Raw genomic sequence first — 26,942 nt, forward strand, 5'->3', positions numbered from 1 at the left:
CGTAGTGCCCGCGCCCCATCTCCATCAACGAATCCGGCCTTCATCCAGCGTCAGCTCTTCCTTGGCGAAGTCATCCACGTCGATCACCTTGCGGCGCGCCAGCTCGGCCATGCGCAGCTGTTCGGCTTCGGCCGGATCGAGCGCGCCGGCGGTCAGCGCTGCATCGATCGGATGTTCGCCCGGCAACGGCCGCAGCGTGCCGCCTTTCATCGCCCTGGCCAGCTTCTTCGCCGCACCCTGGCTGGCGGCCAGGGCGTCGAAGGCATGCTTCAGCGCGCCCAGAGGCTGCTCGGGGTCCTGCGGGCGATACATGCCGTCGAGGATGCGCTCCAGCGCCGGATCGCCCTCGGGGCGGCCGAGCAGAGCGGCGACTTCGGCATCCAGCGCGTCGGACGGCCCCTTGTGCCGTGCACCGAAGGGGAACACCAGGGCATGCAGCAGGTGCCCGAGAATGCGGTTGGGGAAGTTGGCCAGCACTTCCTGCAGCGCGCTTTCGGCTTTCTCCAGGCAGTCCTCCAGCGCCCAGCGCAGCAGCGGCTCCTGTTCGGCCGGGTGGCCGAGGTCGTGGAACTGCTTGAGCGCAGCCGAGGCGAGGTAGAGATGACTGAGCACGTCGCCCAGGCGCGCGGACAGCCGTTCGCGGCGCTTGAGCTCGCCGCCCAGCAGCATCATCGATAGATCGGCCAGCATGGCGAAGGCTGCGGCGATGCGGTTGAGCGCGCGAAAGTAGGGCTGCGTCACGGCGGTGCCGGGCACTCGCCCCATCAGGCCGAAGCTCAGGCCCAGCAGCAGGGTGCTGGCCGTGTTGCTGACGGCGAAGCCGATGTGCTGCATCAGCAGGTTGTCGAACTTGCTCACCGCGGCGTCGCGGTCCGGCTCATGGACCAGCTCCATTTCCCGCAGCACGAACGGATGGCAGCGGATCGCGCCCTGGCCGAAGATCATCAGGTTGCGCGAGAGGATATTGGCACCTTCAACGGTGATGGAGATCGGCGCCGACAGCCACATCCGGCCGAGGTAGTTGTTCGGGCCGAGGATGATGCCCTTGCCGCCGTGGATATCCATGGCGTCGGTGATGCAGGCGCGGCCGCGTTCGGTGAGGTGGTACTTGAGAATGGCCGACAGCACCGAGGGCTTTTCGCCCAGGTCGACGGCGTTGGCGGTGAGGATACGTGCCGCGTCCATCAGCCAGGCGTTGCCGCCGATGCGCGCCAGCGGTTCCTGGATGCCTTCGAAGGCGGCGAGCGGCACGTTGAACTGCTCGCGGACCTGCGCATAGCGACCGCTCACGTAGCTGCAGACCTTGGCGGCGCTGGTGCCGGTCGCCGGCAGGGAGATCGAGCGGCCGACCGACAGGCAGTTCATCAGCATCATCCAGCCTTTGCCGATCATGTCGCGGCCGCCGATGATGGCTTCCAGTGGCACGAAGACGTCCTTGCCCCAGTTCGGCCCATTCATGAAGGCTGCGCCCAGTGGCAGATGGCGACGGCCGATCTCAACGCCGGGCGTGTCGGTGGGGATCAGTGCCAGGCTGATGCCGAGCTCTTCTTCATCGCCCAGCAGGTGGTCCGGGTCGTAGGTCTTGAAGGCCACGCCGAGCAGCGTCGCCACTGGGCCGAGGGTGATGTAGCGCTTCTCCCAGTTCAGGCGCAGGCCGAGCACTTCCTCGCCTTGCCATTGGCCGCGGCAGATCACGCCGCTGTCGTTCATGGCGCCGGCATCGCTCCCGGCGTAGGGGCCGGTGAGGGCGAAGCAGGGGATGTCGGTGCCGTTGGCCAGGCGTGGCAGGTAGTGGTTGCGTTGCTCCTCGGTGCCGTAGTGCATCAGCAACTCGGCCGGGCCGAGGGAGTTGGGCACCATCACGGTGCTGGCAAGGTCGCCGCTGCGGGTGGCGAGCTTCATCACGATCTGCGAATGGGCATAGGCGGAGAAGCCCTTGCCGCCATATTCCTTGGGGATGATCAGGGCAAAGAAGCCTTCGGCCTTGATGTAGTCCCAGGCGGCGGGCGGCAGGTCCATCCGTTGGGCGATGTCCCATTCGCTGGCCAGCGCACAGAGGGTTTCGGTTGGGCCGTCGAGAAAGGCCTGTTCTTCATTCGTAAGACGGGCCTTCGGATAGCCGAGCAGGGTGTCCCAATCCGGGCGGCCGCTGAACAGCTCGCCATCCCACCAGACGGTGCCGGCGTCGATGGCGTCGCGCTCGGTGGCGGAAATCGGCGGTAGGACTTTCTTGAACCAGTCGAACATAGGGCCGCTGAAATAGCGCAGGCGCACATCGGCGACGAGCAGTGGCACGGCCACGGCGATCAGCACCAGCCAGAGCAGGAGCACCACCACCCCGGAGGGTTCCGCCGCGGTCATGAAGATCAGGTAGGTGGCGACGATCGCCAGTGCCAGCCGGGGCGCTACGCGCAGGTGGGCGAGCACGGCGATGCCGAGCAGGAGTACCAACAGCCAGAGCAGCGTCATGAGTCTTGTCCTTTATGGGTGAAATGCTTCCGTCTTCAGCATAGGCGCTCGCGGCCGAGCGGGCGTGGGACGCGGTGTCGCCGCAGGCCGTCGGCCTGCGGCGGGTGATTCATCAGGTGCTGGGCTGGATCCCGCGCGGTTGGCTTTCGGCATCGCCGGCGGGCTGGTTGGCCGCTTTCTCCTGCGGCACACCGGCCACGCTGACCTCGGGCAGTCGCCCGCCAATGAACTCGACGCTGCGGGTCGGGAAGGCGAACTGCACGTCCATTTCGCGCAGGCCTTCGAGCAGAGCCAGGTTGATCGCCTGCTGGGTGTCCATGTACCGGTTGTAGTCCGATACCTGCATGATGTAGACGACTTCGAAGGTCAACTGGCTGTCGTCGAACCCCAGGAAATGCGCGCGATCGAACTTGGCCACCTCGATGCCTTCGATGATGCGTTTCACCAGGGCGGCAACTTCCTTCACCTTCTCGGTCGGCGTGTTGTAGGTGATGCCGAACTTGAAGACGATCCGTCGCGTGTTCATGCGCTTGTAGTTGTGCACGATCTGCCGCAACAGGTCGGCGTTGGAAATGACGACCTGTTCACCGCTGAGGGCGCGGATGCGCGTGGTTTTCAGGCCAATGTGCTCGATATTGCCGGCCACTTCGCCAAATACCACGAAGTCGCCGATCTCGAAGGGTTTGTCCACGCCAATGGACAGCGAGGCGAAGATGTCGCTGAGCAGCGTCTGCACGGCCAGGGCGATGGCGATACCACCGACACCGAGGCTGGCGACCATGGCGGTGATGTCGACACCCAGGTTGGCCAGGATCGACAGCAGCATCATGGTCCAGACCACGATGCGGATCATGATGCCGATGATGGTGGTGGTCACCGGATTGCGCGCCTTGCCGTCGCGGGTCAGGCTCTCCATCCACAGGCGCACGCCGGTATCCATCCACAGCGCGATCTGGAACGCCAGGGCGATGAACCAGCCATGGGACATGGTCGATTCCCAGCGTGGCGACAATTCGACCGTCTTCAGGGCGATGAGCAGCGAGAAGGCCAGGATCAGTGGATTGCTGGTGCCTGAAAGCAGTTCGGCGGCGATCCCGAGAAACTTGGTCTTGGACCCGGTGGCGAGCTTGTTGAGGCGCCGCGTGACGATCCCGAGGATGGCGCGTAGGACCAGATAGCTGACGATGGTGATGCCCAGCACGATGGCCAGGTTGATCCAGAAAGTCTCGTTTAGCAGGGCGTCCCAGTTCATCCAATCCTCCGGTAAGGGTGCGCATGAATGCGGCGAAGACCACTTTTTTTCAGTGGTCCTCGCCTTTTTCAGTGGTCCTCGCCGCGCAGAAGTTCCCTTGTCGGTGGCCTGCCGAAGGTGGGCGCCTAGTGCGGCGTGAGAGCAGGATCAGTCGGGACTGAACGCCGGGGCGAGCGTTTCGTAGGCGCCGGCGTTGACGATGCGGCTGTAGCCGAGCCCCTCGAGAACGTCCTGGGCGGCCGAAGAGCGTCGGCCGCTACGGCAATAGACGACGATGGGCGTGTCTTTGGCGGGCGCCAGGGCACCGATGTGTCGGGCCAGGTCCGGCGTCTCGACGCGAACCGCGCCGGGCAGGGCGCCTTCGGCGAACTCGTCCGCGGTTCGAACATCGATCAGCACGGTTTCCGGTTGCTGCAGGAGCTTGAGGGCGCGGCCTGGTCGATCTCGCCGGAGTTGGCGCCGAAGCCGAGAGCGCCGAGCAGCAGTAGGGTGAGAGCGCGCATTTTCGGACTCCTCGCGGCGCGCTGTGGGGCGCGCTCAGCTGAATATGCGGGACAGGTTTGGCAGGATCAGGATCACTGCCGTGGCGATCACGATCAGTGTCGCCTGACGAAATTTCTTCTGCTTGAGCATGACATGGCCTTTTATTCTTTTGTGTAGCGGATTGTCGCCTTGTCGCGATGGCTGAGACGGCACGCGGACCGCGGTTTCCAGAAAGCTCTCTGCGAAAACGAGACGCGCTGATCATTCGGCCCTGGCGGAAAGATGCAAGCAAGTTCCACACCAGCAATCGGGCTGAAGAAGGGAGCCAAGCGCATCTTCAGGTTGTCTTCCATGAGTAGACAGAACTGGAGGGCTACCGATGAACAAGCCAATGCTATCGCTGTTGGTGCTGCTCAGTGCCGCATCCACCGCCGCCTTCGCCCAGCAGCAGGACATGACGCTGCAGCAGGAGCGTGATCAGATGGGCGCCGATTTGGAGGACAATCGCCAGCAGATCGGCCGGGATATCAACCGAATCCGCGAGTCGGATGCCTCGCAGAATCAGACGCAGGGTATCAATCGCGGCGGCGTGCAGAGCGATGCGGTCAATCCGCAGCCGAACGTTCCAGGTACCGCCAATCCCCCGGCCGGAACCGGCTTGCCCAGCGCCCATGACAATATGCAGCAGCCCAGTGGTGGTGCCGGGACTGCCCCTGCACCCGGCGCAACCCAGACCCCGGGCGCGCCAGGTGGTGCCAATGGAAACGCCAGCCCGGGCGGCGTCACCCCGCCGGGTGGATTGGGAACAGATGACGGTAACGGTGCCGCCGGATCCAGCAGTGGCGGTGCGGCGACCGGTGGCCCGACTGGCGGTGCGGCCGGGCAACCTTGATCGGTGCTGACGCTTCCTGATCAGCAGCCGTCCAGGCGTTCCAGCGTCGCCCTGTCCGGCTGACCGTCGAAAAAGGCCTGCAGGGCGTCTTCGAACAAGGCTGGCTGCTGCGCGGTACGGGCGAACAAGGTCATGCAGGAGTGGAACTTGAGATCGTCCGGGCTGCCCAGAATCCGGTGCGCGCTGGTGGCCCGGTGTTCGAGCATTGCCTGGGTGCAGGCCTGCATGCGGGGCCCGAGCAAAGGGTGTTGCAGATAGGCGAGGGCTTCGTCCCGCCCGGAAATGGCGTAGCGCTGCGCCATGGCGCTACGGCCCAGCCCATGCAGTTGCGGGAATACGTACCACATCCAGTGCGTCCGTTTTCGCCCGGCGCGCAGCTCCTGCAGCGCCTGTTCGTAGTGGTCGCGCTGGGCATCGACAAAGCGCTGCAGATCAAATGGGTCGTTCATGGGAAAGGCATCCCGTCGTGAAGCAAGGCCTTGAACATGCTACAGGTGGCGGGGACTGGCAACGGCTGCTGGACATGCGGCGGGGTGGTCGCCAGTCATTGAGTGCGAGGCAGCCATGACGACAGGCACCCCGAAACGAAAAAGCCCCTGACTTCTTGGAAGTCAGGGGCTTTTCTTCGATCTGGCGGTGAGGGAGGGATTCGAACCCTCGATACGATTTCTCGTATACACACTTTCCAGGCGTGCTCCTTCAACCGCTCGGACACCTCACCGGATCGACGGAGGTTCATGTCCGTCGAGGCGCGCTAATGTAATCGAACGAATGGCCTTTGGCAAAAACTTTTTTAACTTATTCATGCGCTTAACAAATCCGCTTCGCTCGGGTGATGGGCTGCACGTTCCGCTAGACTGAGTTGCAACCTCGGCGTTCGCTTGGGTTATGTTGAAGGCAAGCGAATGGAGCGCGGCTGTCCCATGAGACTGACAAGCGAGTCAGACAACCATCCCGATACCTTGGTGGTGCCTACCCGACGTCGGGTGGCGGTGGCCAACTTGGAACTGGGCATGTTCGTCTGTGAGCTGGACCGTCCATGGAGCGAAACGAATTTCGCCTTTCAGGGATTTCCACTGCTCACGCCCGACGAGATGCGTGCCGTGCGCGAGTGCTGCCTGTATGTGTATGTCGACGATACGCGGCGGGTTCGGTTACAGCACGGTGCACCCGCCGCCGTGGCGCCGCGCGAACGCAAGACCCCGCAGCGGCCGCAGCAGCCACTGGCCAGCGAGATAGAAGAGGCTCGCGCGGCTTATCGGGACGGCTCCGAGCTGATCGAACAGGTTCTCGCCGACGTGCAGCATGGCCGAGTGATCGACACGCGGGCCTGCCATGGCGTGGTCAAGCGCAACCTGGCGAGCATGCTGCGCAATGAAAGCGCGATGCTCTGGCTGATCCGGCTGAAGAGCAAGGACCTGTATACCAGCCTGCACTGCCTGTCCGTTTCGATCATGGCGATGGGGTTCGGCAATCACCTCGGCCTGGCGGATGACAAGCTGCAGCTGCTGGGCATGGCCGGACTGCTGCATGACGTCGGCAAGATGCGCATCGATCCCGAGATTCTCAACAAGCCGGGCAAACTCACCGCCGAGGAATTCGACCTGATCAAGCGCCACCCGGCGTTCGGGCTGGAGGCGCTACAGGCGCAGCCGGGCATACCCCAGGTGGCGCTGCAGGCCGCCTACGGTCATCACGAACGGCTCGATGGCACTGGCTATCCGCTTGGCTCCGGGCCGTCACAGATTCCCTACATGACGCGCATCATCACCATCGTCGATGCGTTCGATGCCATCACCAGTCATCGCGCCTACGACTACGCGCGACCGGTGCAGTCGGCCTTCGAGATCCTGCGCAGCGCCAGTGGCCGGCAATTCGACGAGGAGCTGGTGCGCGAATTCATCCGTTGGCTCGGCGCCTTCCCGGTCGGCACGCTGGTCGAACTGCACACCGGCGAAGTGGCGGTGGTGGTCGAAAAGCACGAGCAGCTGCAGCTGCGCCCGCGGGTCGTGGTGCTGCGCGATGCGGCAAAGCAGCGCTGCACGCCGCGTTATCTGGACCTGGCGCGGATCACCGTGGACGAGGAGGGCACGCCTTATCGCATCTGCGGTGGGCTGCCCGATGGCTCTTTCGGTTTGCATATCGCCGATCCGGAGTTGCAGTCGATTCTGCATCCGCAGGCCCTGGCCGACTTCGAACTGGACGCCTGAGCCCTGGCATCCGGCCGCCTGCACCGCCGTTTCCAGGCGCAAAGCGTGACCGGCCGGTCGGTCATCGTGCTTTACCTGAACCCGGGTGCTGGGTAACGTCTGCGCACTTCAAGAACAAGGAATCTCGTCATGACTGAGCTGGTCTCCTACCAATTCGAAGACGGCGTCGCCACGCTGACGCTCTGCAACGGCAAGGTCAACGCGCTCTCGCCTGCGGTATTCGAGGCGCTCAATGCGGCGCTGGATCGCGCCGAGCAGGACCGGGCCATCGTCATCCTCACCGGCCAGCCCGGCATCCTTTCCGGTGGCTACGACCTCAAGGTCATGACCTCTAGCCCGCAGAATGCCATGGCACTGGTCGCCACCGGCTCGACCTTCTCCCGCCGCATGCTGGCGCATCCATTCCCGATCATCGTCGCCTGCCCGGGGCACGCCATCGCGAAGGGCGCCTTCCTGCTCTTGTCGTCGGATTACCGCATCGGGGTCGAGGGCCCTTTCCATATCGGCCTCAACGAGGTGCAGATCGGCATGACCATGCACCACGCTGGTATCGAGCTGGCACGTGATCGCCTGCGCAAGTCGGCATTCCATCGCTCGGTGATCAATGGCGAGATGTTCGACCCGGCAGGCGCAGTGGATGCCGGCTTCCTCGACAAGGTAGTGCCAGCCGGTGAGCTGCTGGCGGTGGCTAAGGCGGCTGCCGAGCAGCTGAAAAAGATCAACATGGTGGCGCACAAGAACACCAAGCTGAAAGTGCGCAAGGCGCTGCTGGAGACGCTGGACCAGGCGATCGCCCTGGATCAGCAGCACTTCGGCTGACCCGGCAGGCCCACTGCGCGAGAGAATTTCCGTTCGAGTGCGCACGAGGGCCGGCCCTGCGTTTACACTGCGCAAGTGACGCCCCGCCGATGGCGGGGCGTTTTCATTTCTCATTCAGTGTCGCCTCGCAGGAGAGCCCCGATGTCCGCCCCGCACACCCCGGTAGAACGCGCCGATTTCGACCAGGTCATTGTTCCCACTTTCGCCCCCGCCGCCTTCGTGCCGGTGCGTGGTCTGGGCTCGCGAGTATGGGATCAGAGCGGTCGAGAACTGGTGGACTTCGCTGGCGGCATCGCGGTCAACGCCCTGGGCCATGCCCATCCGGCCATGATCGCGGCACTGACGGAGCAGGCTGGCAAGCTCTGGCACATCTCCAACATCTATACCAACGAGCCGGCGCTGCGCCTGGCCAAGAAGCTGGTGGCGGCGACCTTCGCCGACCGCGCCTTCTTCTGCAATTCCGGTGCAGAGGCCAACGAGGCGGCGTTCAAACTGGCCCGTCGCTACGCCCATGATGTGTACGGCCCGCAGAAATTCGAGATCATCTCGGCGCTCAACAGCTTTCACGGCCGCACCCTGTTCACCGTCACGGTGGGCGGGCAGTCGAAGTACTCCGATGGCTTCGGGCCGAAGATCGAAGGCATTACTCACGTGCCTTACAACGACCTCGAAGCGCTGAAGGCGGCGATCTCCGACAAGACCTGTGCCGTGGTGCTCGAACCGATCCAGGGCGAGAGCGGCATCCTGCCGGGCGAACAGGCGTACCTGGAAGGCGCACGCCAGCTGTGCAACGAGCACAACGCGCTGCTGATCTTCGATGAGGTGCAGACCGGTCTGGGCCGTACCGGTGAGCTGTTCGCCTACATGCACTATGGCGTCACGCCGGACATTCTGACCAACGCCAAGAGCCTGGGTGGCGGCTTCCCGATCGGTGCGATGCTGACCACCAACGAGATCGCCGCCCATTTCAGCGTCGGTACCCACGGCACCACGTACGGCGGCAATCCGCTGGCCTGCGCGGTGGCCGAGACGGTGCTGGATATCGTCAACACCCCGGAGGTGCTGGAGGGCGTCAAGGCCCGCCACGAGCGCTTCAAGGCCAGGCTGTTGCAGATCGGTGAGCGCTACGGCGTGTTCAGCCAGGTCCGCGGCCGCGGCCTGTTGATCGGCTGCGTGCTCTCGGATGCCTGGAAAGGCAAGGCCGGTGCATTCTGGGCCGCGGCGGAGAAGGAGGCGCTGATGGTGCTGCAGGCAGGGCCGGACGTGGTTCGCCTGGCGCCGAGTCTGATCATCGACGAAGCTGACATAGACGAGGGGCTGGATCGTTTCGAGCGCGCCATCGCGACGCTGACCCAGGCCTGATCAATCCTGCGCGGTGCCGAAGGGCATCGCGCCTCTACCAAACGAGAGCACACTCAATGAGCGATAGCCTGCAACTGGTTCTGGAAGACGTCGACGGAACCCAACTGGAAACCTCCTGCACCCGCTTCGCGGTCGTCTGGCAGGGGCGCGAGGTATGGATTCAACAGGTCGGCAACGGCCAGCTGATGATCGGCGTGGATGTCGAGGATGGCGATACCGAATACGCCAATCTGGTGCTGCGCCCGCTGGCGACCAACCTGGTCAGCCTGCAGCTGGAAATGGAGCCGGTCGAGGCCGATGACGACGAGCACGTCCACGGCCCCGACTGCAACCACTGACCGCGGCCCGGCATGCTCGCCCTCGGCAAGCTGCTGGAGCTGACCCTCGCCGGCCGTGAGCCCTGCGAGAAGATCCAGCTCACCCCGCATGGGGTGAAGCTGCACTGGCTGGCCGAGGGCGCGCTGCTCGTTTCTCCGCCCGCCAGCACCGACCTCGGCCTCGACCTGCTGATCTCTGCAGGCGTTCATGGCAACGAACTCGTCCCCATCCATGTGCTGGATCACCTGATCCGAGCGCTCGCCCGTGGCGAGATCAGGACCCGTGCACGCCTGTTGCTGCTGTTCGCCAACCCGGCGGCGATGCGGCGGACGCTGCGGCAGGTCGACCATGACCTCAATCGCCTGTTCCGGGGCGCGCATGCCGATGTCTGGGGCAGCGAGGCCATTCGTGCGGCGGAGCTGGAAGCATTGGTCAGCAGCTTCTTCGGTGGTTCCGGGCGCCAGCGCCGGCACTATGATCTGCACTCGGCGATGCGTCCGTCGCGCCTGCCCCAGTTCGCCATCTGTCCCTGGCGCGAAGACCAACAGGCGCCCGCCGAGGCGCTGGCCCGGCTGCAGGGGCTGGCCATCAATGGCGTCCTGTTGCAGCGTCAGGCCACGTCCACCTTCACCGCGCTGACTGCCATGCGACATGGCGCCGAGGCCTTCACCCTCGAACTCGCCGAAAGCGGGGTGGAGGCCGTGCACCCTGCCGTGCTGGCGTTCGAAACCGGATTGATCGCAATGATCGAGGGGCGAACGCTGCCGGTCGGTTCCGGGGCCGAGCTGCAGCTGCTGCAGATTTCCCGCGAGATCATCAAGCGCAGCCCGCGGTTCCGGCTGTGTCTGCCGCCGGATATCGAGAACTTCACACCGCTGCCGCTCGGCAGCTTGCTGGCCGAGGATGAGGCGGCGCGCTGGGTGGTCGACGAACCGGGCGCCCGCATTCTGTTTCCCATGGCCGACGTCGCCGAAGGCCAGCGTGCCGCGCTGATCGTCGTGCCGCTGGAGCGGCTCGAGGCAGGGCAGTGATACCCGCGCCGGGAAATGCGCGGTTGCAATTGGCTGCTCGCGCCCTTATCTAGCTTCACTCCTCCTGCGTTGTGTGCACCTTCTTATGAGTACTGCTCTGTCCATCCGGCAGTTGACCAAGACCTACGGCAACGGCTTCCAGGCCCTCAAGGGCATCGATCTCGATGTCGCCGAAGGCGACTTTTTCGCGTTGCTCGGCCCCAATGGCGCCGGCAAGTCCACCACCATCGGCATCCTCTCGACCCTGGTGAACAAGAGTGGCGGCACGGTCAACGTGTTCGGCCACGACCTGGATCGCGACCCGTCCGGGCTCAAGCGCTGCCTGGGCGTGGTGCCGCAGGAATTCAACTTCAACCAGTTCGAGAAGGCCTTCGACATCTTGGTCACCCAGGCCGGGTATTACGGCATTCCGGCGAAGATCGCCAAGGAGCGCGCGGAGCGCTACCTGAACCAGCTGGGCCTGTGGGACAAGCGTGACGTGTCCTCGCGCATGCTCTCCGGCGGCATGAAGCGTCGTCTGATGATCGCCCGGGCGCTGATCCATCAGCCGCGCCTGTTGATTCTCGACGAGCCCACCGCCGGCGTGGACATCGAGCTGCGCAGGTCGATGTGGTCGTTCCTCACCGAACTCAACCGCGAGGGAATCACCATCATCCTCACCACCCACTACCTGGAAGAGGCCGAGCAGCTGTGCCGCAACATCGGCATCATCGATCACGGCCAGATCGTCAAGAACACCAGCATGCGCGAGTTGCTCAAGCAGCTGCACGTGGAAACCTTCCTGCTCGATCTCAAAGAGTCGCAACTGGTGGCGCCTGAACTGGGCAACTATCCGTCGCGGCTGATCGACCATCACACCCTCGAAGTGCAGGTGGAGAAAAGCCAGGGTGTCACCGAGCTGTTCCGTCTGCTCGGCGCTCAGGGCATCGAGGTGCTGAGCCTGCGCAACAAGACCAACCGGCTGGAGGAGCTGTTCGTGTCGCTGGTGGAGAACAACCTGAAGGTGAAGTCATGAGCGGCGAACTGCGTCCCAACCTGGTTGCGCTGCAGACCATAGTGCAGCGAGAGATCCGTCGCTATACGCGCATCTGGCCCCAGACGCTGCTGCCCCCGGCGATCACCATGGTGCTGTACTTCGTCATCTTCGGCAGCCTGATCGGCGCGCGGATCGGTGACATGGATGGCTTCAGCTACATGGACTACATCGTGCCGGGGCTGATCATGATGTCGGTGATCACAAACTCCTACAGCAACGTGGTATCGAGCTTCTTCAGCACCAAGTTTCAGCGCTCCATCGAGGAACTGCTGGTCTCGCCGGTGTCGCCGCACGTCATTGTCATCGGCTTCGCCCTGGGCGGGATCACCCGCGGGCTGGCGGTGGCGGTGATCGTCACGCTGCTGTCGATGTTCTTCACTTCGCTGCAGGTGCACCATCTCGGCGTGACGGTGCTGGTCATCACCCTGACCGCGAGCATCTTCGCCCTGGGCGGCTTCATCAACGCCGTGTTCGCGCGCAACTTCGACGATATCTCGATCATCCCGACGTTCGTGCTGACGCCGCTGACTTACCTGGGCGGTGTGTTCTATTCGATCAACCTGCTGTCGCCGTTCTGGCAGACGTTGTCGCTGGCCAACCCGGTGCTGCACATGGTCAATGCCTTCCGCTACGGCATTCTCGGCGTTTCGGATATCCGCATCGGGGTGGCGATCAGCTTCATGCTGGTAGCGGTGGCGGTGCTCTACCTGGTATCCGTGCACCTGCTCAAGAGTGGGCGAGGCATGCGGCAATAGCAGCCGCTTCTCCGCCCGCAGCGTCGATGGCGCTGAAAAGAACGCCGCGAAGCGCTAAACTTCGCGGCGTTTTCCGTTCAGGTTCCCTTCCGATGCAGCATCCCGCCGAACATTCTCCGCTGGGCAAGTCCAGCGACTACGTCGCCACCTACAGCCCGGGGCTGCTGTTCCCGATTCCGCGTGCGCCGAAGTGGGCCGAGCTCGGGCTGACCGCAGAAACGCTGCCCTATCAGGGCGTGGATCTGTGGAATTGCTACGAGCTGTCCTGGCTGCTGCCGTCCGGCAAGCCGGTGGTGGCGATCGGCGAATTCGAGATTCCGGCGGACTCGCCGAACATCATCGAGTCCAAGTCGTTCAAGCTCTACCTCAATTCGCTGAACCAATCGGTGTTCGAATCACGGGACGCGCTGCTGAAAGTGATGACCGGCGATCTGTCGGCCGCTGCCGGCAAGCCGGTCAGGGTGCGCCTGCGCACGCTGGACGAAGTCACCGCCGATGGCGTCGCGACGCTGCCAGGGCGTTGCATCGACGAACTGGATGTCGCCATTCAGGACTATGACCATCCGCGGCCCGAGCTGCTGACCTGCGATGCCGGTCGGGTGGTCGAGGAATCACTGCACAGCCACCTGCTCAAATCCAACTGCCCGGTCACCGGCCAGCCGGACTGGGGCAGTGTGGTGGTGGAGTATCGCGGTGCGGCGCTGCTGCCGGAGAGTCTGCTGGCCTATCTGGTGAGCTTTCGCCAGCACGCCGATTTCCACGAGCAGTGCGTGGAGCGCATCTTCCTGGACCTGCAGCGTCTGCTGCGGCCCGAGAAGCTCACCGTCTACGCGCGCTATGTGCGCCGTGGCGGGCTGGATATCAACCCGTACCGCAGCACCGAGGCGCTGGTGGTGGGCAACCGCCGCCTGGTGCGCCAGTGACGCAGCGGGTCGCATGGCGCGACCCGCGAGCGGCTTTCAGATGCCCATATTGGCCAGGGTCTGCATGATGTTGCGCAGGGTCATGGCCATGCCCGGGTGGCTGACCTCGAAGCGTTCGACCGCGAGGTTGACGCCATCCACCAGCGAGTCGTTGTATTCGGTCGTGCCCTCGGTCGCCAGTCGCGCTTCGATATCCTGAGCGATCGCCTGCAACGAAGCGCGCTCCTCATCGGTCAGCGGCGTGTCCTGGGCCAGTTGACTACGCAGTTCTTCGAGCTGCGACTGCAGATCATGTTCCGGCATTTTGCTTCCCTCTCATGGGTTTACGGGCGACGGGTAAAAGCCTCGATACCCGAAGGTTAAACCAGCGGCCTGGCGTTGTCGTGCCTTTGCATCGGTGGGCGGGGGCAGGGCAGGCCGCGTGTCCGGCTGACTGCCGCAAAACGGGTGTTCGCTCTATACTGCGCGGTCTGCGTCGGGGCGTTATTGTCAAATCTGGTGTACGACCATCAGGCAGCGTTCCTGTCCGATTGATTATCCACCTGTATTCCATCTTGAAACTGAACATTGTCCACGACCAGCTTCAGTTGATCGAATCCCTTTATTCGCTTCCAGCGTTTCTGAGCGGATTGGAGCAGTTTGAATACCATCGATAACGTGGTGTCGCGGGAGCCGCAAGACCGGCTCCGCTTGGTCCTCAGTCGTACGGTGGCGAAGGTGGATTCGATCGGGTTGGTGGTCCGCAAGTGAATCCAGTGAATCGCCGGAAAATCATAGAAGGCCAGCAGTTCGTCGCGATCCTTCTCCAGGTTCTCCATGGCCTTCGGGTACTTGTCCCGGAACCGGCTCAAGGTGCTGTTAAACGCCTTGTGAGCGCTGTCACGGGTCTCCGCCAGGTAGATCTCGTGTAGTGCTGACTTCACCTTTGGCTGCACCGACTTGGGCAGCTTGTCCAGCACATTGGCGGTCTTGTGAACCCAGCACCGTTGATGACGGGTATCAGGAAACACCTTGCTCAGGGCATTCCAGAAGCCAAGGGCGCCGTCGCCTACGGCAAGTTTGGGGGAAGGCTCCAGGCCTCGTTCCTTCAGCCCAGTCAGCAGCTCTCGCCAACTGGCTTCGGACTCCCGGTGGCCGTCCTCAACAGCTACCAGCTCCTTATGGCCATGCTCAGTGACGCCGATAATTACCAGCAGGCAAAGCCGGTCATCCAAGCGGACATTGCTGTACACGCCGTCTGCCCACCAATAGACGTAACGCGTCTGGCTCAGATCCCGCCGCTGCCAATCCTTGTGCTCATCAAGCCATTGCGCCTTGAGCCGGGACACCGTGTTGGCCGATAGGCCCTTGGCCTGTTCGCCGACCAGAGCGCTGAGGGCCTCCTGGAAGTCGCCCGACGAGATACCCCGTAGGTACAGCCATGGGATCAGCTCATCCATACTCCTCGCTCGTTTCAGATAAGGCGGTAGCAGGTGGCTATTGAAGCGTATGCCGGCACCACTGCGATCCCGGACCTTGGGCACCTGAACCTCCACATCGCCAACACCGGTCTGGATGGTGCGTTTGGGAAGATACCCATTGCGTACCACCGCCTGCCGGCCATCGGCCGTCTTGATGTCAGCGTACTGGCTCAAGAGACCTTCGAGCTCTGTCTCAACTGCCCGGGCAATCAGGTCACGCGCACCTTGCCGAATCAGCTCGTGCAGCGGGTCATTGCTAGTCATCTCTGGCTGTGAAAGAGCATGCAGGTTAGACTTGGACATGGCGTATCATTCCTCTGTTGGTTGTGATCGTCGCGGTGATCAACCAACAGGATACGCCACCCCTTCAGCCTGCTTCCATACACCAGAAATCACCATAACTCTCGGTGGAGTTATGCACCAAAAACCTAGGGAGATAAAAGCAATGCCCAAGATCGCAACGGCCTGGATCGCCGTGCTCAAGGCCAGTTTCGTCGCTGCCGCCGCCATGCTTGCGGCAGCCCCTGCGCTGGCCGCCGAAGAAGATCCGTGGGAAGGCGTCAACCGCGCGGTGTTCCGCTTCAACGATACCGTCGACACCTACACGCTCAAGCCTTTGGCCAAGGGCTATCAGAAGGTGACCCCGGAGTTCGTCGAAGACGGCATCGGTAACGTGTTCAGCAATCTCGGCGATGTGATCGTGCTGACCAACGATCTGTTGCAGGGCAAGGTCCGCGATGCCGGTATCGACACCAGTCGCATTCTGTTCAACACCACGTTCGGCGTGCTCGGCTTCTTCGATGTGGCGACCCGCATGGGGCTGCACAAGAACGACGAGGATTTCGGCCAGACCCTGGGCGCCTGGGGGGTGGACAGTGGGCCATATGTGGTGCTGCCGTTGCTGGGCCCGAGCACCGTGCGCGATGCGATCGGCCGCGTGCCCGATGCCTTCCTCGAGCCCTATCCGCACATGAGTCACGTGCCTACGCGCAACGTGACGCGCGGCGTGGATCTGGTGGATACGCGTGCAAGCCTGCTGTCGGCGGAAAAGATGATTCGTGGCGATCGCTACATCTTCGTGCGCAACGCCTACCTGCAGAACCGCGAGTTCCGGGTGAAGGACGGCGAGGTCGAGGACGATTTCTGATATTGGCCGCAGATGCTGCGGCCAATGCCGGAGCGGGGCAGTGGGGTCAGGACATGGAAAGAATGGCCAGGCCCAGGCTCTGACGGCCATCGTCGAGCTGGCTGATGCGCACTACTTCGGTCTGCGCATCCAGCCCCTTGAGTTCGCTGTGCTCGGAAGGGATCAGCACACGCAGCTTGTCGCCCATGCTCAGGTTCGTCCTGGCCAGGATCTGCATGCCGGTGCTGGAAAGGTCGATGCAGACGCCGCTCAGTTTTGTGTCGCGATGTTCCAGCGCGACGGTGGTTTCGATCTGCATCCGGATGAAATCGCGTTTTTCGCTGTAATCGCGGTCTTTCTGGCTCATGGTTCTACCTTTTATATATGGCTAGCGGGATTCTTATAGCGCCCCTCAATTCGACCTGTAAAGGCGCCTGCCGGTCGGCTTGAAACCCCGATCGTATGGGAGTACCGTCTGCGCCTTGAATCGAACCTATGCCCCGCATCACGCCGGGCCAATGTATTCGCCAACCATCCTGGCGACACCGCCTGGTAGGAACATGCATAAACCAAGCGCGACGCTGCTGATCATAGACGACGACGATGTGGTTCGAGCCAGCCTGGCTGCCTATCTGGATGACAGTGGTTTCCGTGTGCTGCAGGCCGCCAATGGGCCGCAGGGTATGGAGCTCTTCGAATCCGAGCAGCCCGACCTCGTGATCTGCGACCTGCGCATGCCGCAGATGGACGGCCTGGAACTGATCCGCCAGATCAGTGAGCGCCAGATCGACCTGCCGGTCATCGTGGTCTCGGGTGCCGGTGTTATGAGCGATGCCGTGGAGGCGTTGCGTTTGGGCGCCGCCGACTATCTGATCAAGCCGCTCGAAGATCTGGCGATGCTCGAACACTCGGTTCGCCGCGCGCTGGATCGCTCTCGTCTGCGCCTGGAGAATCGTCGCTATCGGGAGCAACTAGAGACCGCCAACCGCGACCTGCAGGCCAGCCTGCATCTCTTGCAGGAAGATCAGGACGCCGGGCGTCAGGTTCAGATGAACATGCTGCCGGTAACGCCCTGGAGCGTTGATGGCTTCGATTTTGCCCACCAGATCATCCCCTCGCTGTACCTGTCCGGCGACTTCGTCGACTACTTCCGCGTGGACGAGCGCCGCATCGGCTTCTATCTGGCCGACGTGTCCGGCCACGGTGCGTCGTCGGCGTTCGTCACCGTGCTGCTCAAGTTCATGACCACCCGCCTGCTGTACGAGTCGCGCCGCGGCGGTACGCTGCGCGAGTTCAAGCCCTCGGAAGTGCTCGACCATATCAACCGCGGGCTGATCAACTGCAAGCTGGGCAAGCATGTGACCATGCTGGGTGGGGTGATCGACCAGGAGCGTGACGTGCTGCACTACAGCATCGGTGGTCATCTGCCGATGCCGGTGCTCTATACGGGCGAGGGCGCCCACTACCTGGAAGGACGCGGTCTGCCGGTCGGCCTGTTCGTCGAAGCGACCTATCAGGATTTCGAGCTGAAGCTGCCGGAGACCTTCAGCCTGACCTTGCTCTCCGATGGCATTCTGGACCTTTTGCCTGGCGAGACACTCAAAGAAAAAGAGTCTGCGTTGCCCGGTCTGATCTCGGACGCCGGTGGCACGCTGGACGGTTTACGTCGAGTCTTCGGGTTGGCCGAACTGGCTGACATGCCCGACGATATCGCCTTGCTGGTGTTGAGCAGGAACCTTGCATGAGTACTGGTAGAATCCAGTTCGCCGAGATGGATGGCACCTTTGTTCTGAAGTTCATTGGTGAAATCCGTTTGACGCTCTGTTCGGCGCTGGATGCGACGATCGAGAAGATCTTCTCGTCGCTGAATTTCTCTTCCATCGTCATCGATCTGACCGAGAGCCGAAGCATCGACAGCACCACGCTGGGCCTGCTGGCCAAGCTGTCGATCCTGTCGCGGCAGAAGGTCGGCATGTTGCCGACCCTGGTCACCACCCATCCGGACATCACTCGACTGTTGCAGTCGATGGGCTTCGATCAGGTGTTCAACATCGTCGACACGCCGCTGCCGTGCCCGGAGTGTCTGGCCGACCTGCCTTCGCAGGACCAGTCCGAGGACGTGGTGAAGGCCAAGGTGCTGGAGGCTCACCGTATCCTGATGAGCCTCAACGAATCCAACCGCGAGGCCTTCCATGACCTCGTCACCGCGCTGGAGCGCTCCTGAGCGGAACTCAGGCCAGTTCCGCCAGTAGCGCCTCGAGCTTCTCCTGATCCCTCGCGAACTGACGGATGCCTTCGGCGAGTTTTTCGGTCGCCATCGCATCCTCGTTCAGCCCCCAGCGGAAGCTCTTCTCATCCAGGCTGATGCGCGGCTCGGATGCGCGGCCCGGCTCCAGCTTGCGCTCCAGCGTGCCGCTGGCTTCGGCGAGCTGGCCGAGCAGTTCCGGGCTGATGGTCAGCCGGTCGCAGCCAGCCAGCGCCTCGATCTGGCCAATGTTGCGGAAGCTCGCGCCCATCACCACCGTCTTGTAGCCGTGCGTCTTGTAGTAGTCGTAGATGCGGCTGACCGACTGCACGCCCGGATCTTCCGCGCCCTGATAGTCGCGGCCTTCATGCTTCTTGTACCAGTCGTAGATGCGGCCGACAAAGGGGGAGATCAGAAACACGCCGGCCTCGGCGCAGGCCACCGCCTGGGTGAAGGAGAACAGCAGAGTGAGGTTGGTCTGGATGCCGGCCTTTTCGAGTTGCTCGGCGGCGCGGATGCCTTCCCAGGTGGACGCGATCTTGATCAGCACGCGCTCGCGGCTGATGCCGGCCTGCTCGTACAGACCGATCAGGCGCTCGCCGCGCTGGACCATAGCCTGGGTGTCGAAGGAAAGGCGCGCGTCGACCTCGGTGGAAATGCGTCCGGGGATGAGTTCGAGGATCTGCTTGCCGACAGCGACCGCGAACAGGTCGCAGGCCAGGCCGATATCGCCCTGGCATTGCTTCACCGCGTAGCCGAGATGCTCGGCGTAGCGCGGCATGGCCGCGGCCTTGAGCAGCAGCGACGGATTAGTGGTCGCATCCACGGGCTTCAGGCGGGCAATGGCGTCGATATCGCCGGTATCGGCGACAACGGTGGTGAACTGCTTGAGTTGTTCCAGCTTGGAAGTCATATAAAGGAGGGCTCCGTCCTGTGAGTGGCATGACCTTACCCGAGCCCGTCTGCCCGCTCAACGAGCGCATGGACCCGGATGCGCCTGGCCTTTGATCCGATAGTCTCGGTAGCGTTCCTTGCCGCGGGACTTCAGTGGCCCTCGAGCAATGCCGTCGCCTGATCGAGCAGCGCCAGCGGCTCGTCGGTCTTGTGAATGTCCACCGAAAGCAGCTGACGGAAGCGCCGCGCGCCGGGGAAACCCTGGCCCAGGCCGAGCACGTGGCGGGTGACATGGTGCATGGCGCCACCCTCGGCCAGATGCCGTTCTATGTACGGGCGCATGTTGCGTAGCGCCTGCGCACGGCTGATCACCGGTGCGTTGCTGCCGAACAGGCTGCTGTCGACCTGCGCCAGCAGATAGGGGTTGTGGTAGGCCTCGCGGCCGAGCATCACCCCATCGAAGGTCTGCAGATGCTCGCGGCATTCTTCCAGCGTCTTGATGCCGCCGTTGAGGATGATCTCGAGGTCCGGGAAATCCCGTTTGAGCTGCGCGGCGACGTCGTAGCGCAGCGGTGGCACTTCACGGTTCTGCTTGGGTGACAGCCCTTCGAGGATAGCGATGCGAGCATGCACCGTGAAGCTGCGGCAGCCGGCCTCGCGCACCTGACCGACGAAGTCGCACAACTGGGAATAGCTGTCGCGCCCGTTGATGCCGATGCGGTGCTTGACGGTGACCTCGACGCCCACCGCGTCGCGCATGGCCTTCACGCAGTCGGCGACCAGCTGCGGATGGCCCATCAGGCAGGCGCCGATCATGTTGTTCTGCACCCGATCGCTGGGGCAGCCGACGTTGAGATTCACCTCGTCGTAACCCGCGACCTCGGCGAGCTTCGCGCACGCCGCCAGATCGCCCGGCACACTGCCACCCAGCTGCAGCGCCAGCGGATGTTCGCTCTCGTCGTAACGCAGAAACCGCGCCGTATCGCCATGCAGCAGCGCGCAGGTCGTCACCATTTCGGTGTAGAGCAGGGCGTGCTTGGAAAGCTGGCGCAGGAAGAACCGGCAGTGGCGGTCGGTCCAGTCCATCATCGGTGCGACGGAGAAGCGGCGGGACAGCACCGGTTTTGTGGCAGAGGGCGTTTGGTCGAGAGTCATACGGACGGGGTCGGGTCTGGATCGCGGCCGCGCATTCTATCAGGCGCACCCTGGCCTGAGCATGGTGGTGGCTGCTGTCCCGATAAGCGAATTCGATGGCGGACGCCGAGCGGTGGGTAACGGGTTGGCGCACAAGCACGCAACCCGGAAAAAATGCCCCGTTAGCTGGCGGGCGAAAGTGGAGCATCGAGGAGAGGGAGGCGCGGCAATCGGATCAGTTGGACGCGGCAGTCATGTCAGCCACCGCACCAGGCACAGCGTGATCGAGGGGAAGAGCACCAGTACCACGACGCGCAGGATGTCGGAGATCAGGAAGGGCACCACGCCGCGGAAGGCGTCGCGTAGGGGTACGTCACGGGCCATGCTGCTGATCACGTAGACGTTCATGCCCACCGGCGGGGTGATCATGCCGATCTCCACCACCATCAGTGCGAGGATGCCGAACCAGATGGCCTTCTCGGTCTGATCCAGGCCGTAGAAGTCCAGCCCCATGATCAGCGGGAAGAAGATCGGGATGGTCAGCAGGATCATCGACATGGTGTCCATCACGCAGCCGAGGATCAGGTACAGGATCAGGATACCGGCGAGCACCACGAAGGGCCCCACGCCTGCATTGTTGATCGTCTCGGCCAACGCCACCGGGAGCTGCGACACGGCGAGGAAGGCGTTCATGACATCGGCGCCGAGCAGGATCATGAAGATCATCCCGGTGGTGACCGCGGTGCCGAACAGCACTTCCTTGAACTGGGCCCAGCGCATGCCGCCGAGCACGACGGCGAAGAGGCCGGTGCCCACGGTTCCAATGGCCGCCGCTTCGGTCGGTGTGAACCAGCCGGCATAGATACCACCAAGTACCAGCAGGAAGATCAGGAACACCGGCCAGACGCCACGCTGCGCGGCCAGCCGCTCGCGCCAGGTCAGCTTCGGTTGCGCCGGGCCGGCGTCCGGGTTCATCCGCACGTAGATGGCGATCGCGATCATGTAGCCGATTGCCGCCAGCACGCCGGGGATGAATGCGGCCATGAACAGCGCGGAGATGTTTTCCTGGGCGAGGATGGCATAGATCACCAGCACCACCGACGGCGGAATCAGGATGCCCAGGGTGCCCCCGGCGGCCAGGCTGCCCACCGCAAGCGGGCCCGAGTAGTTGTATTTCTTCAGCTCCGGCAGCGCGACCTGGCCCATGGTCGCCGCGGTGGCGATGGATGAGCCGCAGACGGCGCCAAAGGCAGCACAGGAACCAACGGCCGACATCGCCAGACCGCCGCGCCAGTGCCCGATCATCGCCGCGGCGGCTCGGAACAGGCCGGTCGCCAGGCCACCGCGGGAGGCGAACTGCCCCATCAGCAGGAAAAGCGGAATGACCGAGAGGTCGTAGACCGTATAGCGCGCATAGGCGACGGTCTTCAGATAGCTGAGCAGCGGCGACCAACCGGAAATCGCCACGTAGCCGCCGACGCCGGTGAGCAACATGGCGATGGCGATCGGGATGCGCACCACCAGCAAAACGAGGAGGGCGGCTAGGAACAGCCCGCCGATTTCGACACTGCTCATGCGGGTTTGCCCTCACCACGAAAGTCCTGCCAGGCGGTGTACAACGCCACCACCGCCAATAGTGCGAAGCCCGGTACGAAGGCGCTCATCGACCACCAGATCGGCACGCCCAGGATGATCGATTCCTCGCCAGTGCCGTAGGCGTCCAGCGTGCCCACCAGTGAACGCCAGGCCAGCAGCGCAGCAGCCAACGCCATCAGCACGCTGCCCAGGCCATCCAGCGCGCTGCGCACGCGAGGCGAGGCGCGTAACGTGAATACATCGACGATGACATTCCCGCGGCGGAGCTGGCACAGCGGCAGAAAGAACACGATGGCGATGCCACAACCCATCTGCACCAGTTCGACGTCACCGAGCAGCGGTTCGTCGAAGAGGGTGCGCATGGCGATGCTGTAGGTCGCCATCAGCGTCATGGCCACCAGCAGCAGGCCGCCGACGAAGGCCAGCAGCCGTGACAGCCGATCGAGCACGCGGCCCATCGGATCGGCAGGCACGGTCGCGGCCCGAACGTCAGATTCGCTCATGAAAGTCTCCGGAGCAGGGCGCCGGGTGAACTGGCGCCGGGGTCGATCAGCGGGTAGCGGTGTCGCTGTGCTGCTGGATCAGCTGGCGTGCGTCCTCGAGCAGCGCGGCACCATTCGCATAGCCTTTGCCCTCGACTTCCTTGATCCAGTCCTGGTCGAGGCGCTCGGCCACCTTCATCCACTTCTGCTGTTCGTCTTCGGACAGCTGATGAATCTTGTTGCCGCGGCTTTCGGCCAGACGATGGCCATTCTGCACGGCGATCTCGTCGAACAGCTGGCCCGCTCGACGCGAGAGCACCGCGCCGCTGCGCTCGTCGATGATCTTGCGCAGGTCGTCGGGCAACCCCTCATAAGTAGCCGGGTTCATGGCGAGAATCATCACCGTGTACATCAGTGCCGGCTTCCCCTCGGCCATTTCCGTGTGGTGGCCGACCAGCTCGTGCAACTTGAGCGCTGGTACCACGTCCCAGGGCACGATTGCACCGTCGACCACGCCCTTGGACAGGGCCTCGGGAATCTGCGGGACCGGCATGGCGACGGGGGTCCCGCCGAGCAGGGAGATCAGTTTGGTGGAGGTGCGGTTGGCGGCGCGGATTTTCTTGCCGCGGAAGTCGGCCATCTTGTTGATGGGTTTCTTGCCGGTGTGGATCAGCGCACCGTCCGTGGTATGGGTCGCAAGCAGGTGCATGCCGGTGAATTCCTTTTCGCCGTGCTTGGCGACGAACTCCCACATCGCCTGGCTGGTCGCCCCGGCGGAGCGACTCATGAATGGCTGCTCGAAGACCGAGATGAGCGGGAAGCGCCCGCTGTTGTAACCCGGCAGCGTCCAGACGATATCGGCAACTCCGTCACGCACCTGGTCCACCAGCTGCGGTGGTGTGCCGCCCAGCTGCATCGAGGGATAGAACTGGAACTGGATACGGCCGTCGGAGGCTTCGGTGATCTCGTCCGCCCACGGCTTGAGCAGGTTCGCCTGGGTCAACGAATGGGCGGGAAGAAAATGATGAACCTTGAGCGTCACGACCGCTTCCTGAGCGTAGGCGGACAGGCTCAGACAACTGACGCAGGCAAGTGCCAGCAGGGCCTTGGGCAATTTCGACATGGGGTATTCCCTTTTGTTGTTGTAATTGCGCGTGCAACCGGCTGTCCCGCGGATGTTCCGCTCCGGCAGCCCCCGCTACACGCGAGTCGCCGAGACGGTGAACGCCTCCGTATAGAAGCAACCTCGCCGGTTGCATCGCAACCGAGTGGCGCAGTAAACGAGCGAATCTGTTCGATAATCGCCCTTGGTTTGTGTTCCGCTCCGTCGGCACCGTACGGCGCGCGAGCAATCTCAGGCCTACGTCGGTGAGGGCGCCATGAAGCCCATTCGTGCGACCTTGAACCGCCGAAGCCAGCTCCAGAAAGCGCAGCCTGAACGTCAGCCATAACGGGAAATAGTCGGCCATCACTCAGCGCTCGCGCGGGCGGTAGGGCTGGTAGAAGTCCGCGCCTCGCCAGGCTGGCGTCGGCGTGTCGGTCAGGCGTTCGCCGCGGGTATAGCGTTCTCCTTGGCCATCACTGACGAGGCGCGCCACGGCCGGGTAGGGGTAGACCGGCCGGTACTCCGGGGTTCGCCCGGTCTTGGCACGCCTGCTCTTCGGCGAGAGCGGCAGGCCGGATCGGCTCGCCTGATACACCTTGATCTCGTCAGCGGCCTGGCCGGATTCGACCCAGCGCATCAGCGGCGTCAGCAGGTCCAGTTCGCTCGGCCCCTGTCCGCCGTGGCAGTGGTACATGCCCGGCACCAGGTACATGCGCACGAAGCGCTCGACTTCTGGCTCGCCCAGGTGGCGCTGCAGGGCCTCGTGGTAGGCGATGGTATTGATCGGCGAGATATGATGATCGGACCAGCCATGCCAGAGAATCAGCTTGCCGCCTTTTTCGGCGAAGGCGGAGAGGTCGGGGTCGGTTGCATCGAACAGTGGATGGCGGGCGCGCAGGCGATCGAAGGTCTCGGCGTCGAAGCGCAGCTGCTCCAGCCGATAGCCAGGCTGCGGTGCCTGTTCGAAGACCAGATAGCGCAGTGCCTCGAGCGCGATGGTTTCGCTGAATAGCGGGCCATGCGCGCGTTCGGGCACGAACACGCCGCCCCATGCGAGCTCCGAGCCGGGCTGCGGACCGCCGACGGCCAATCGCTCACCGGTACGCTCGTCGCGCGGCCCGTCATATATGCGCCTTGCCGCTTGCACCTGTGCGGCAGTCAGGCACTGGTCGCTGTCCTGGCCAGCGGGGCACTGGATCGTTGCCGGGTCGAATCGGCAGATTCGTGGGTCGCTGAGCAGCCCGTCGAGCTGGCCATCCAGGCCGTCACACTGTTCAAGCACGGCTCGATGCAGAAGCGGCAGCTGTGAGGCGACCAGCACGCTGCGACCATCCGGGGCGCGGTTCACCCGCGCCTGCCAGGCGTGCAGCAGCGAGTTCTGCACCTGGAAATTCATTGCCGGCGCGCCGGCGACGATGCCGTCGAAGTCGTCCGGATAGCGTTGCGCCTCGATCAGGGCTTCGCGCCCGCCGTCCGAGCATCCACTGAAATAGGAATACGCCGGACCCCGGTCGTAGAAGGTTTTGATCAGTGCTTTCGCAGCCCGTGCGGTGAGGTGCACACCGCGGTGGGCGAAATCGGCGCGCTGCTGCGGATTGGCACCGAAGGTCCCGCCATTGCCCTGATGACCCATGTCGGTACTGGCTACGACGAAGCGGCCGCTTTCGAACGGTACGCAGCCTGCGACTGCGTCCGGTCTCAGAGAAATGCGGCCGCACAACCCGCCGCAGCCGACCTGCAGGAAGCGCTGGGTCCAGCCATCCAGCGGCAGTTGCACGCGAAAGCCGATGCTCGGTGCCAGCGTGCCTTCGACATTGCATACGGTGGCGCCCTGATCAGTGTCCTGTACCGATGCGGACGTGACGCGACTACCGCTTCCGCCGATCGATGCGAGGTCGAGCGTGAGCAACGACGAGCAGGTGCGGCTCGGGCGTACGACCTCCAGCGCAGCCAACCCGTCGTGAGCCGGTTCTGTGACCGCGGATGCGGCGCTGGTGCCGCTGCAGAGCAGTGCCAGCAGGGGGATGGGGAAGAGGGAAATCTTCATGCAGGGCACACCTTCTTGTGCTGGGTCGCAGGGCCGCCGATGCTCGGCGTCGCCCAACGACCTATCCGTTTTGTGCGATCTGCACTCAGAGTGCGAAGAGGCGCCGAGCGTTCCGCCGCAATCGTGCCCATATGTGAACGATGGCGCGCTTGTGCAAAAACTGTTCGGTCACCGAACGGCGGGGTGTCCGCCGTTGGTCGAATCTCCTATGCTTCGATCAGTCGATATTCTTGACGCAGATCAATATTCTCGATCTGCGTGATACCGACCAAGCCGGCCACCAAGCGCCGGCCAACTATAAAAACAACCGAGTGCCGGGTGATGGAACGACTGCTGAATGAAAAAAGCAGGATCTTCGAGCGTGCTGATCCGCATGCGGTGTCGGACTACGTCAATCAGCATGTAGGCGTGCACTGCATTCGTCTGCCTCGTACCGGCACGCCTCAGGCCAGCCTCAGCCACTGCAAGTTCGGCAAGCTCGACCTTTGCCAGATCAGTTATGGCGGCAGCGTTCATGTCACCTCGCCAGCCCTGGAAACCATCTATCACCTGCAACTGCTGCAGCGTGGCCATTGCCTGTGGCGCGGACGGGGCCAGGAGCACTATTTCACCCCCGGTGAGCTGCTGCTGATCAACCCTGACGATCCGGTTGACCTGACCTACTCGGACGACTGCGAAAAGCTGATCGTCAAGCTGCCGGCCTCCTTCCTCGAACAGGCCTGCAGCGAGAACCAATGGCGTGCACCCTCCGGTGGCATACGGTTCAGTGCCAATCGCCATGCGCTCGGCGAAATGGACGGCTTCGACAGCCTGCTCGGGCTGGTCTGCCGCGAGGCGGGCTCCGAGCAGAGCATCCCGCAGATTCAGGAGCAGTACAGCCGGATCATCGCCAGCAAGCTGCTCTGCAGCCTGGCCAGTAATATCCAGCGCGATCCGTTCGGTGACAGCTGCCCGTCGTTCGGTCGGCTGACCGACTACATCGACGAGCATCTGAAACAGGATATCTCCGTTGAACAGCTGGCCGAACTGGCCAACATGAGCCTGCGCTCGCTGTACCTGCTGTTCGAGCGCAAGGTCGGCACCACGCCCAAGTCCTACATCCGCCAGCGCAAGCTGGAGCAGATCCATGGCCGGCTGAGCGACCCTTCGGCCAGGGTACGCAACATCACCGAGATCGCCATGGACTACGGCTTCATGCATCTGGGGCGCTTCTCGGAAAGCTACAAGAGCACCTTCGGCGAGCTGCCGTCGGACACCCTGCGCCGCCATCACTGATCCGCTTCGGCGGCCGCCAGCCTGACGG

The 26,942-nt window shown here is 63.4% G+C and carries 25 protein-coding genes, 1 tRNA gene and 1 pseudogene; 13 read left to right on the forward strand and 14 right to left on the reverse strand.

The genetic code is table 11. From position 1 onward, the window contains the following. Positions 1 to 24: 24 nt before the first annotated feature. The 3 genes and pseudogenes from VF716_RS15010 to VF716_RS15020 form a co-directional block, all read right to left on the reverse strand. Positions 25 to 2,469: an acyl-CoA dehydrogenase gene (locus VF716_RS15010; RefSeq protein ID WP_053527945.1), complete on the reverse strand. Its 2,445-nt coding sequence runs from the start codon at positions 2,467 to 2,469 to the stop codon at positions 25 to 27. A gap of 112 nt (positions 2,470 to 2,581) precedes the next feature. Beyond that, positions 2,582 to 3,721 carry a mechanosensitive ion channel family protein gene (locus VF716_RS15015; protein WP_053527946.1) on the reverse strand — a complete coding sequence of 380 codons (1,140 nt, stop codon included), beginning with the start codon at positions 3,719 to 3,721 and terminating at the stop codon, positions 2,582 to 2,584. A 147-nt stretch (positions 3,722 to 3,868) separates the two neighbouring features. Further along, positions 3,869 to 4,224 (reverse strand): annotated as a pseudogene (locus tag VF716_RS15020) (rhodanese-like domain-containing protein). A 359-nt stretch (positions 4,225 to 4,583) separates the two neighbouring features. On the opposite strand from VF716_RS15020, the gene VF716_RS15025 reads away from it, so the two are divergent. Further along, complete coding sequence (locus VF716_RS15025) at positions 4,584 to 5,096, forward strand: hypothetical protein (RefSeq protein ID WP_041755439.1); 513 nt, start codon at positions 4,584 to 4,586, stop codon at positions 5,094 to 5,096. Between the two features lie 20 nt (positions 5,097 to 5,116). Here VF716_RS15025 and VF716_RS15030 read toward each other — a convergent pair whose 3' ends face one another. Together VF716_RS15030 and VF716_RS15035 are read right to left on the reverse strand one after the other, a co-directional pair. Beyond that, on the reverse strand, positions 5,117 to 5,545 hold the full coding sequence (locus VF716_RS15030) for a DUF1810 domain-containing protein (RefSeq protein ID WP_095461163.1): 429 nt from the start codon (positions 5,543 to 5,545) through the stop codon (positions 5,117 to 5,119). Between the two features lie 182 nt (positions 5,546 to 5,727). After that, positions 5,728 to 5,817, reverse strand: a tRNA-Ser gene (locus VF716_RS15035). Between the two features lie 202 nt (positions 5,818 to 6,019). On the opposite strand from VF716_RS15035, the gene VF716_RS15040 reads away from it, so the two are divergent. The 8 genes from VF716_RS15040 to queF all read left to right on the forward strand — a co-directional run bounded on the left by VF716_RS15040 (position 6,020) and on the right by queF (position 13,550). After that, positions 6,020 to 7,306: an HD-GYP domain-containing protein gene (locus tag VF716_RS15040; protein ID WP_017245729.1), complete on the forward strand. Its 1,287-nt coding sequence runs from the start codon at positions 6,020 to 6,022 to the stop codon at positions 7,304 to 7,306. Between the two features lie 129 nt (positions 7,307 to 7,435). Further along, a complete protein-coding gene (locus tag VF716_RS15045) occupies positions 7,436 to 8,125 on the forward strand; it encodes a crotonase/enoyl-CoA hydratase family protein (RefSeq protein ID WP_013982422.1) in 690 nt (229 codons plus the stop codon). A gap of 141 nt (positions 8,126 to 8,266) precedes the next feature. Continuing rightward, positions 8,267 to 9,487 carry an aspartate aminotransferase family protein gene (locus VF716_RS15050; RefSeq protein ID WP_017245727.1) on the forward strand — a complete coding sequence of 407 codons (1,221 nt, stop codon included), beginning with the start codon at positions 8,267 to 8,269 and terminating at the stop codon, positions 9,485 to 9,487. A gap of 56 nt (positions 9,488 to 9,543) precedes the next feature. Beyond that, complete coding sequence (locus VF716_RS15055; protein ID WP_011912811.1) at positions 9,544 to 9,825, forward strand: hypothetical protein; 282 nt, start codon at positions 9,544 to 9,546, stop codon at positions 9,823 to 9,825. A 12-nt stretch (positions 9,826 to 9,837) separates the two neighbouring features. Beyond that, positions 9,838 to 10,836: a succinylglutamate desuccinylase gene (locus VF716_RS15060; RefSeq protein WP_049341448.1), complete on the forward strand. Its 999-nt coding sequence runs from the start codon at positions 9,838 to 9,840 to the stop codon at positions 10,834 to 10,836. 85 nt (positions 10,837 to 10,921) lie between these two features. Next, the gene (locus VF716_RS15065) at positions 10,922 to 11,851 is read left to right on the forward strand and encodes an ABC transporter ATP-binding protein (RefSeq protein ID WP_013982425.1); all 930 of its coding nucleotides are present in this window, start codon (positions 10,922 to 10,924) and stop codon (positions 11,849 to 11,851) included. Then, on the forward strand, positions 11,848 to 12,627 hold the full coding sequence (locus tag VF716_RS15070; protein WP_011912814.1) for an ABC transporter permease: 780 nt from the start codon (positions 11,848 to 11,850) through the stop codon (positions 12,625 to 12,627). The genes VF716_RS15065 and VF716_RS15070 overlap by 4 nt, the downstream gene beginning before the upstream one ends. Positions 12,628 to 12,719: 92 nt before the next feature. Continuing rightward, complete coding sequence (queF, locus tag VF716_RS15075; protein WP_095461167.1) at positions 12,720 to 13,550, forward strand: NADPH-dependent 7-cyano-7-deazaguanine reductase QueF; 831 nt, start codon at positions 12,720 to 12,722, stop codon at positions 13,548 to 13,550. Positions 13,551 to 13,586: 36 nt separating this feature from the next. Here the strand turns inward: queF and VF716_RS15080 are convergent, their stop codons facing one another. Continuing rightward, positions 13,587 to 13,853 carry a DUF4404 family protein gene (locus tag VF716_RS15080; RefSeq protein WP_013982427.1) on the reverse strand — a complete coding sequence of 89 codons (267 nt, stop codon included), beginning with the start codon at positions 13,851 to 13,853 and terminating at the stop codon, positions 13,587 to 13,589. Positions 13,854 to 14,059: 206 nt separating this feature from the next. Then, complete coding sequence (locus tag VF716_RS15085; RefSeq protein WP_011805383.1) at positions 14,060 to 15,313, reverse strand: IS256 family transposase; 1,254 nt, start codon at positions 15,311 to 15,313, stop codon at positions 14,060 to 14,062. Between the two features lie 142 nt (positions 15,314 to 15,455). Between VF716_RS15085 and VF716_RS15090 the strand changes: the two genes are divergently transcribed. Continuing rightward, the gene (locus VF716_RS15090; RefSeq protein ID WP_019405843.1) at positions 15,456 to 16,157 is read left to right on the forward strand and encodes an MlaA family lipoprotein; all 702 of its coding nucleotides are present in this window, start codon (positions 15,456 to 15,458) and stop codon (positions 16,155 to 16,157) included. Positions 16,158 to 16,203: 46 nt separating this feature from the next. Here VF716_RS15090 and VF716_RS15095 read toward each other — a convergent pair whose 3' ends face one another. Then, positions 16,204 to 16,503, reverse strand: coding sequence for a PilZ domain-containing protein (locus VF716_RS15095; RefSeq protein WP_279643258.1), 300 nt, complete (start codon positions 16,501 to 16,503; stop codon positions 16,204 to 16,206). A 193-nt stretch (positions 16,504 to 16,696) separates the two neighbouring features. On the opposite strand from VF716_RS15095, the gene rssB reads away from it, so the two are divergent. Together rssB and rssC are read left to right on the forward strand one after the other, a co-directional pair. Beyond that, positions 16,697 to 17,881, forward strand: a complete 1,185-nt coding sequence (gene rssB / locus VF716_RS15100) for a two-component system response regulator RssB (protein WP_013982430.1) — start codon at positions 16,697 to 16,699, stop codon at positions 17,879 to 17,881. Beyond that, positions 17,878 to 18,360, forward strand: a complete 483-nt coding sequence (gene rssC, locus VF716_RS15105; RefSeq protein WP_011912820.1) for an anti-sigma factor antagonist RssC — start codon at positions 17,878 to 17,880, stop codon at positions 18,358 to 18,360. The genes rssB and rssC overlap by 4 nt, the downstream gene beginning before the upstream one ends. 7 nt (positions 18,361 to 18,367) lie before the next feature. Here rssC and tal read toward each other — a convergent pair whose 3' ends face one another. From tal to VF716_RS15135, 6 genes are all read right to left on the reverse strand, one after another. Then, positions 18,368 to 19,294 (reverse strand): transaldolase, encoded by a 927-nt coding sequence (gene tal / locus VF716_RS15110; RefSeq protein WP_125865365.1) that lies wholly within the window; start codon positions 19,292 to 19,294, stop codon positions 18,368 to 18,370. A 131-nt stretch (positions 19,295 to 19,425) separates the two neighbouring features. Next, complete coding sequence (gene dusA, locus VF716_RS15115) at positions 19,426 to 20,430, reverse strand: tRNA dihydrouridine(20/20a) synthase DusA (RefSeq protein ID WP_440552783.1); 1,005 nt, start codon at positions 20,428 to 20,430, stop codon at positions 19,426 to 19,428. Between the two features lie 231 nt (positions 20,431 to 20,661). Beyond that, the gene (locus VF716_RS15120; RefSeq protein ID WP_011912823.1) at positions 20,662 to 21,984 is read right to left on the reverse strand and encodes a TRAP transporter large permease; all 1,323 of its coding nucleotides are present in this window, start codon (positions 21,982 to 21,984) and stop codon (positions 20,662 to 20,664) included. Further along, positions 21,981 to 22,508: a TRAP transporter small permease gene (locus tag VF716_RS15125; RefSeq protein WP_011912824.1), complete on the reverse strand. Its 528-nt coding sequence runs from the start codon at positions 22,506 to 22,508 to the stop codon at positions 21,981 to 21,983. The genes VF716_RS15120 and VF716_RS15125 overlap by 4 nt, the downstream gene beginning before the upstream one ends. 46 nt (positions 22,509 to 22,554) lie before the next feature. Then, positions 22,555 to 23,610: a TRAP transporter substrate-binding protein gene (locus VF716_RS15130; protein WP_125919088.1), complete on the reverse strand. Its 1,056-nt coding sequence runs from the start codon at positions 23,608 to 23,610 to the stop codon at positions 22,555 to 22,557. Between the two features lie 349 nt (positions 23,611 to 23,959). After that, complete coding sequence (locus tag VF716_RS15135) at positions 23,960 to 25,639, reverse strand: tannase/feruloyl esterase family alpha/beta hydrolase (protein WP_125919089.1); 1,680 nt, start codon at positions 25,637 to 25,639, stop codon at positions 23,960 to 23,962. Between the two features lie 321 nt (positions 25,640 to 25,960). On the opposite strand from VF716_RS15135, the gene VF716_RS15140 reads away from it, so the two are divergent. Further along, the gene (locus VF716_RS15140) at positions 25,961 to 26,914 is read left to right on the forward strand and encodes an AraC family transcriptional regulator (protein WP_011912827.1); all 954 of its coding nucleotides are present in this window, start codon (positions 25,961 to 25,963) and stop codon (positions 26,912 to 26,914) included. The last annotated feature ends 28 nt before the right edge of the window (positions 26,915 to 26,942 follow it).

This window comes from Stutzerimonas sp. Brlt_14, assembly GCF_051948915.1.
Taxonomy (GTDB): Bacteria; Pseudomonadota; Gammaproteobacteria; order Pseudomonadales; family Pseudomonadaceae; genus Stutzerimonas; species Stutzerimonas stutzeri.

What these genes read in the sequence shown, in the direction of transcription:
- VF716_RS15010 (WP_053527945.1), bottom strand. Translation starts at nt 2,469, where the DNA reads ATGACGCTGCTCTGGCTGTTGGTACTCCTGCTCGGCATCGCCGTGCTC.
- VF716_RS15015 (WP_053527946.1), bottom strand. Translation starts at nt 3,721, where the DNA reads ATGAACTGGGACGCCCTGCTAAACGAGACTTTCTGGATCAACCTGGCC.
- VF716_RS15025 (WP_041755439.1), top strand. Translation starts at nt 4,584, where the DNA reads ATGAACAAGCCAATGCTATCGCTGTTGGTGCTGCTCAGTGCCGCATCC.
- VF716_RS15030 (WP_095461163.1), bottom strand. Translation starts at nt 5,545, where the DNA reads ATGAACGACCCATTTGATCTGCAGCGCTTTGTCGATGCCCAGCGCGAC.
- VF716_RS15040 (WP_017245729.1), top strand. Translation starts at nt 6,020, where the DNA reads ATGAGACTGACAAGCGAGTCAGACAACCATCCCGATACCTTGGTGGTG.
- VF716_RS15045 (WP_013982422.1), top strand. Translation starts at nt 7,436, where the DNA reads ATGACTGAGCTGGTCTCCTACCAATTCGAAGACGGCGTCGCCACGCTG.
- VF716_RS15050 (WP_017245727.1), top strand. Translation starts at nt 8,267, where the DNA reads ATGTCCGCCCCGCACACCCCGGTAGAACGCGCCGATTTCGACCAGGTC.
- VF716_RS15055 (WP_011912811.1), top strand. Translation starts at nt 9,544, where the DNA reads ATGAGCGATAGCCTGCAACTGGTTCTGGAAGACGTCGACGGAACCCAA.
- VF716_RS15060 (WP_049341448.1), top strand. Translation starts at nt 9,838, where the DNA reads ATGCTCGCCCTCGGCAAGCTGCTGGAGCTGACCCTCGCCGGCCGTGAG.
- VF716_RS15065 (WP_013982425.1), top strand. Translation starts at nt 10,922, where the DNA reads ATGAGTACTGCTCTGTCCATCCGGCAGTTGACCAAGACCTACGGCAAC.
- VF716_RS15070 (WP_011912814.1), top strand. Translation starts at nt 11,848, where the DNA reads ATGAGCGGCGAACTGCGTCCCAACCTGGTTGCGCTGCAGACCATAGTG.
- queF (WP_095461167.1), top strand. Translation starts at nt 12,720, where the DNA reads ATGCAGCATCCCGCCGAACATTCTCCGCTGGGCAAGTCCAGCGACTAC.
- VF716_RS15080 (WP_013982427.1), bottom strand. Translation starts at nt 13,853, where the DNA reads ATGCCGGAACATGATCTGCAGTCGCAGCTCGAAGAACTGCGTAGTCAA.
- VF716_RS15085 (WP_011805383.1), bottom strand. Translation starts at nt 15,313, where the DNA reads ATGTCCAAGTCTAACCTGCATGCTCTTTCACAGCCAGAGATGACTAGC.
- VF716_RS15090 (WP_019405843.1), top strand. Translation starts at nt 15,456, where the DNA reads ATGCCCAAGATCGCAACGGCCTGGATCGCCGTGCTCAAGGCCAGTTTC.
- VF716_RS15095 (WP_279643258.1), bottom strand. Translation starts at nt 16,503, where the DNA reads ATGAGCCAGAAAGACCGCGATTACAGCGAAAAACGCGATTTCATCCGG.
- rssB (WP_013982430.1), top strand. Translation starts at nt 16,697, where the DNA reads ATGCATAAACCAAGCGCGACGCTGCTGATCATAGACGACGACGATGTG.
- rssC (WP_011912820.1), top strand. Translation starts at nt 17,878, where the DNA reads ATGAGTACTGGTAGAATCCAGTTCGCCGAGATGGATGGCACCTTTGTT.
- tal (WP_125865365.1), bottom strand. Translation starts at nt 19,294, where the DNA reads ATGACTTCCAAGCTGGAACAACTCAAGCAGTTCACCACCGTTGTCGCC.
- dusA (WP_440552783.1), bottom strand. Translation starts at nt 20,430, where the DNA reads ATGACTCTCGACCAAACGCCCTCTGCCACAAAACCGGTGCTGTCCCGC.
- VF716_RS15120 (WP_011912823.1), bottom strand. Translation starts at nt 21,984, where the DNA reads ATGAGCAGTGTCGAAATCGGCGGGCTGTTCCTAGCCGCCCTCCTCGTT.
- VF716_RS15125 (WP_011912824.1), bottom strand. Translation starts at nt 22,508, where the DNA reads ATGAGCGAATCTGACGTTCGGGCCGCGACCGTGCCTGCCGATCCGATG.
- VF716_RS15130 (WP_125919088.1), bottom strand. Translation starts at nt 23,610, where the DNA reads ATGTCGAAATTGCCCAAGGCCCTGCTGGCACTTGCCTGCGTCAGTTGT.
- VF716_RS15135 (WP_125919089.1), bottom strand. Translation starts at nt 25,639, where the DNA reads ATGAAGATTTCCCTCTTCCCCATCCCCCTGCTGGCACTGCTCTGCAGC.
- VF716_RS15140 (WP_011912827.1), top strand. Translation starts at nt 25,961, where the DNA reads ATGGAACGACTGCTGAATGAAAAAAGCAGGATCTTCGAGCGTGCTGAT.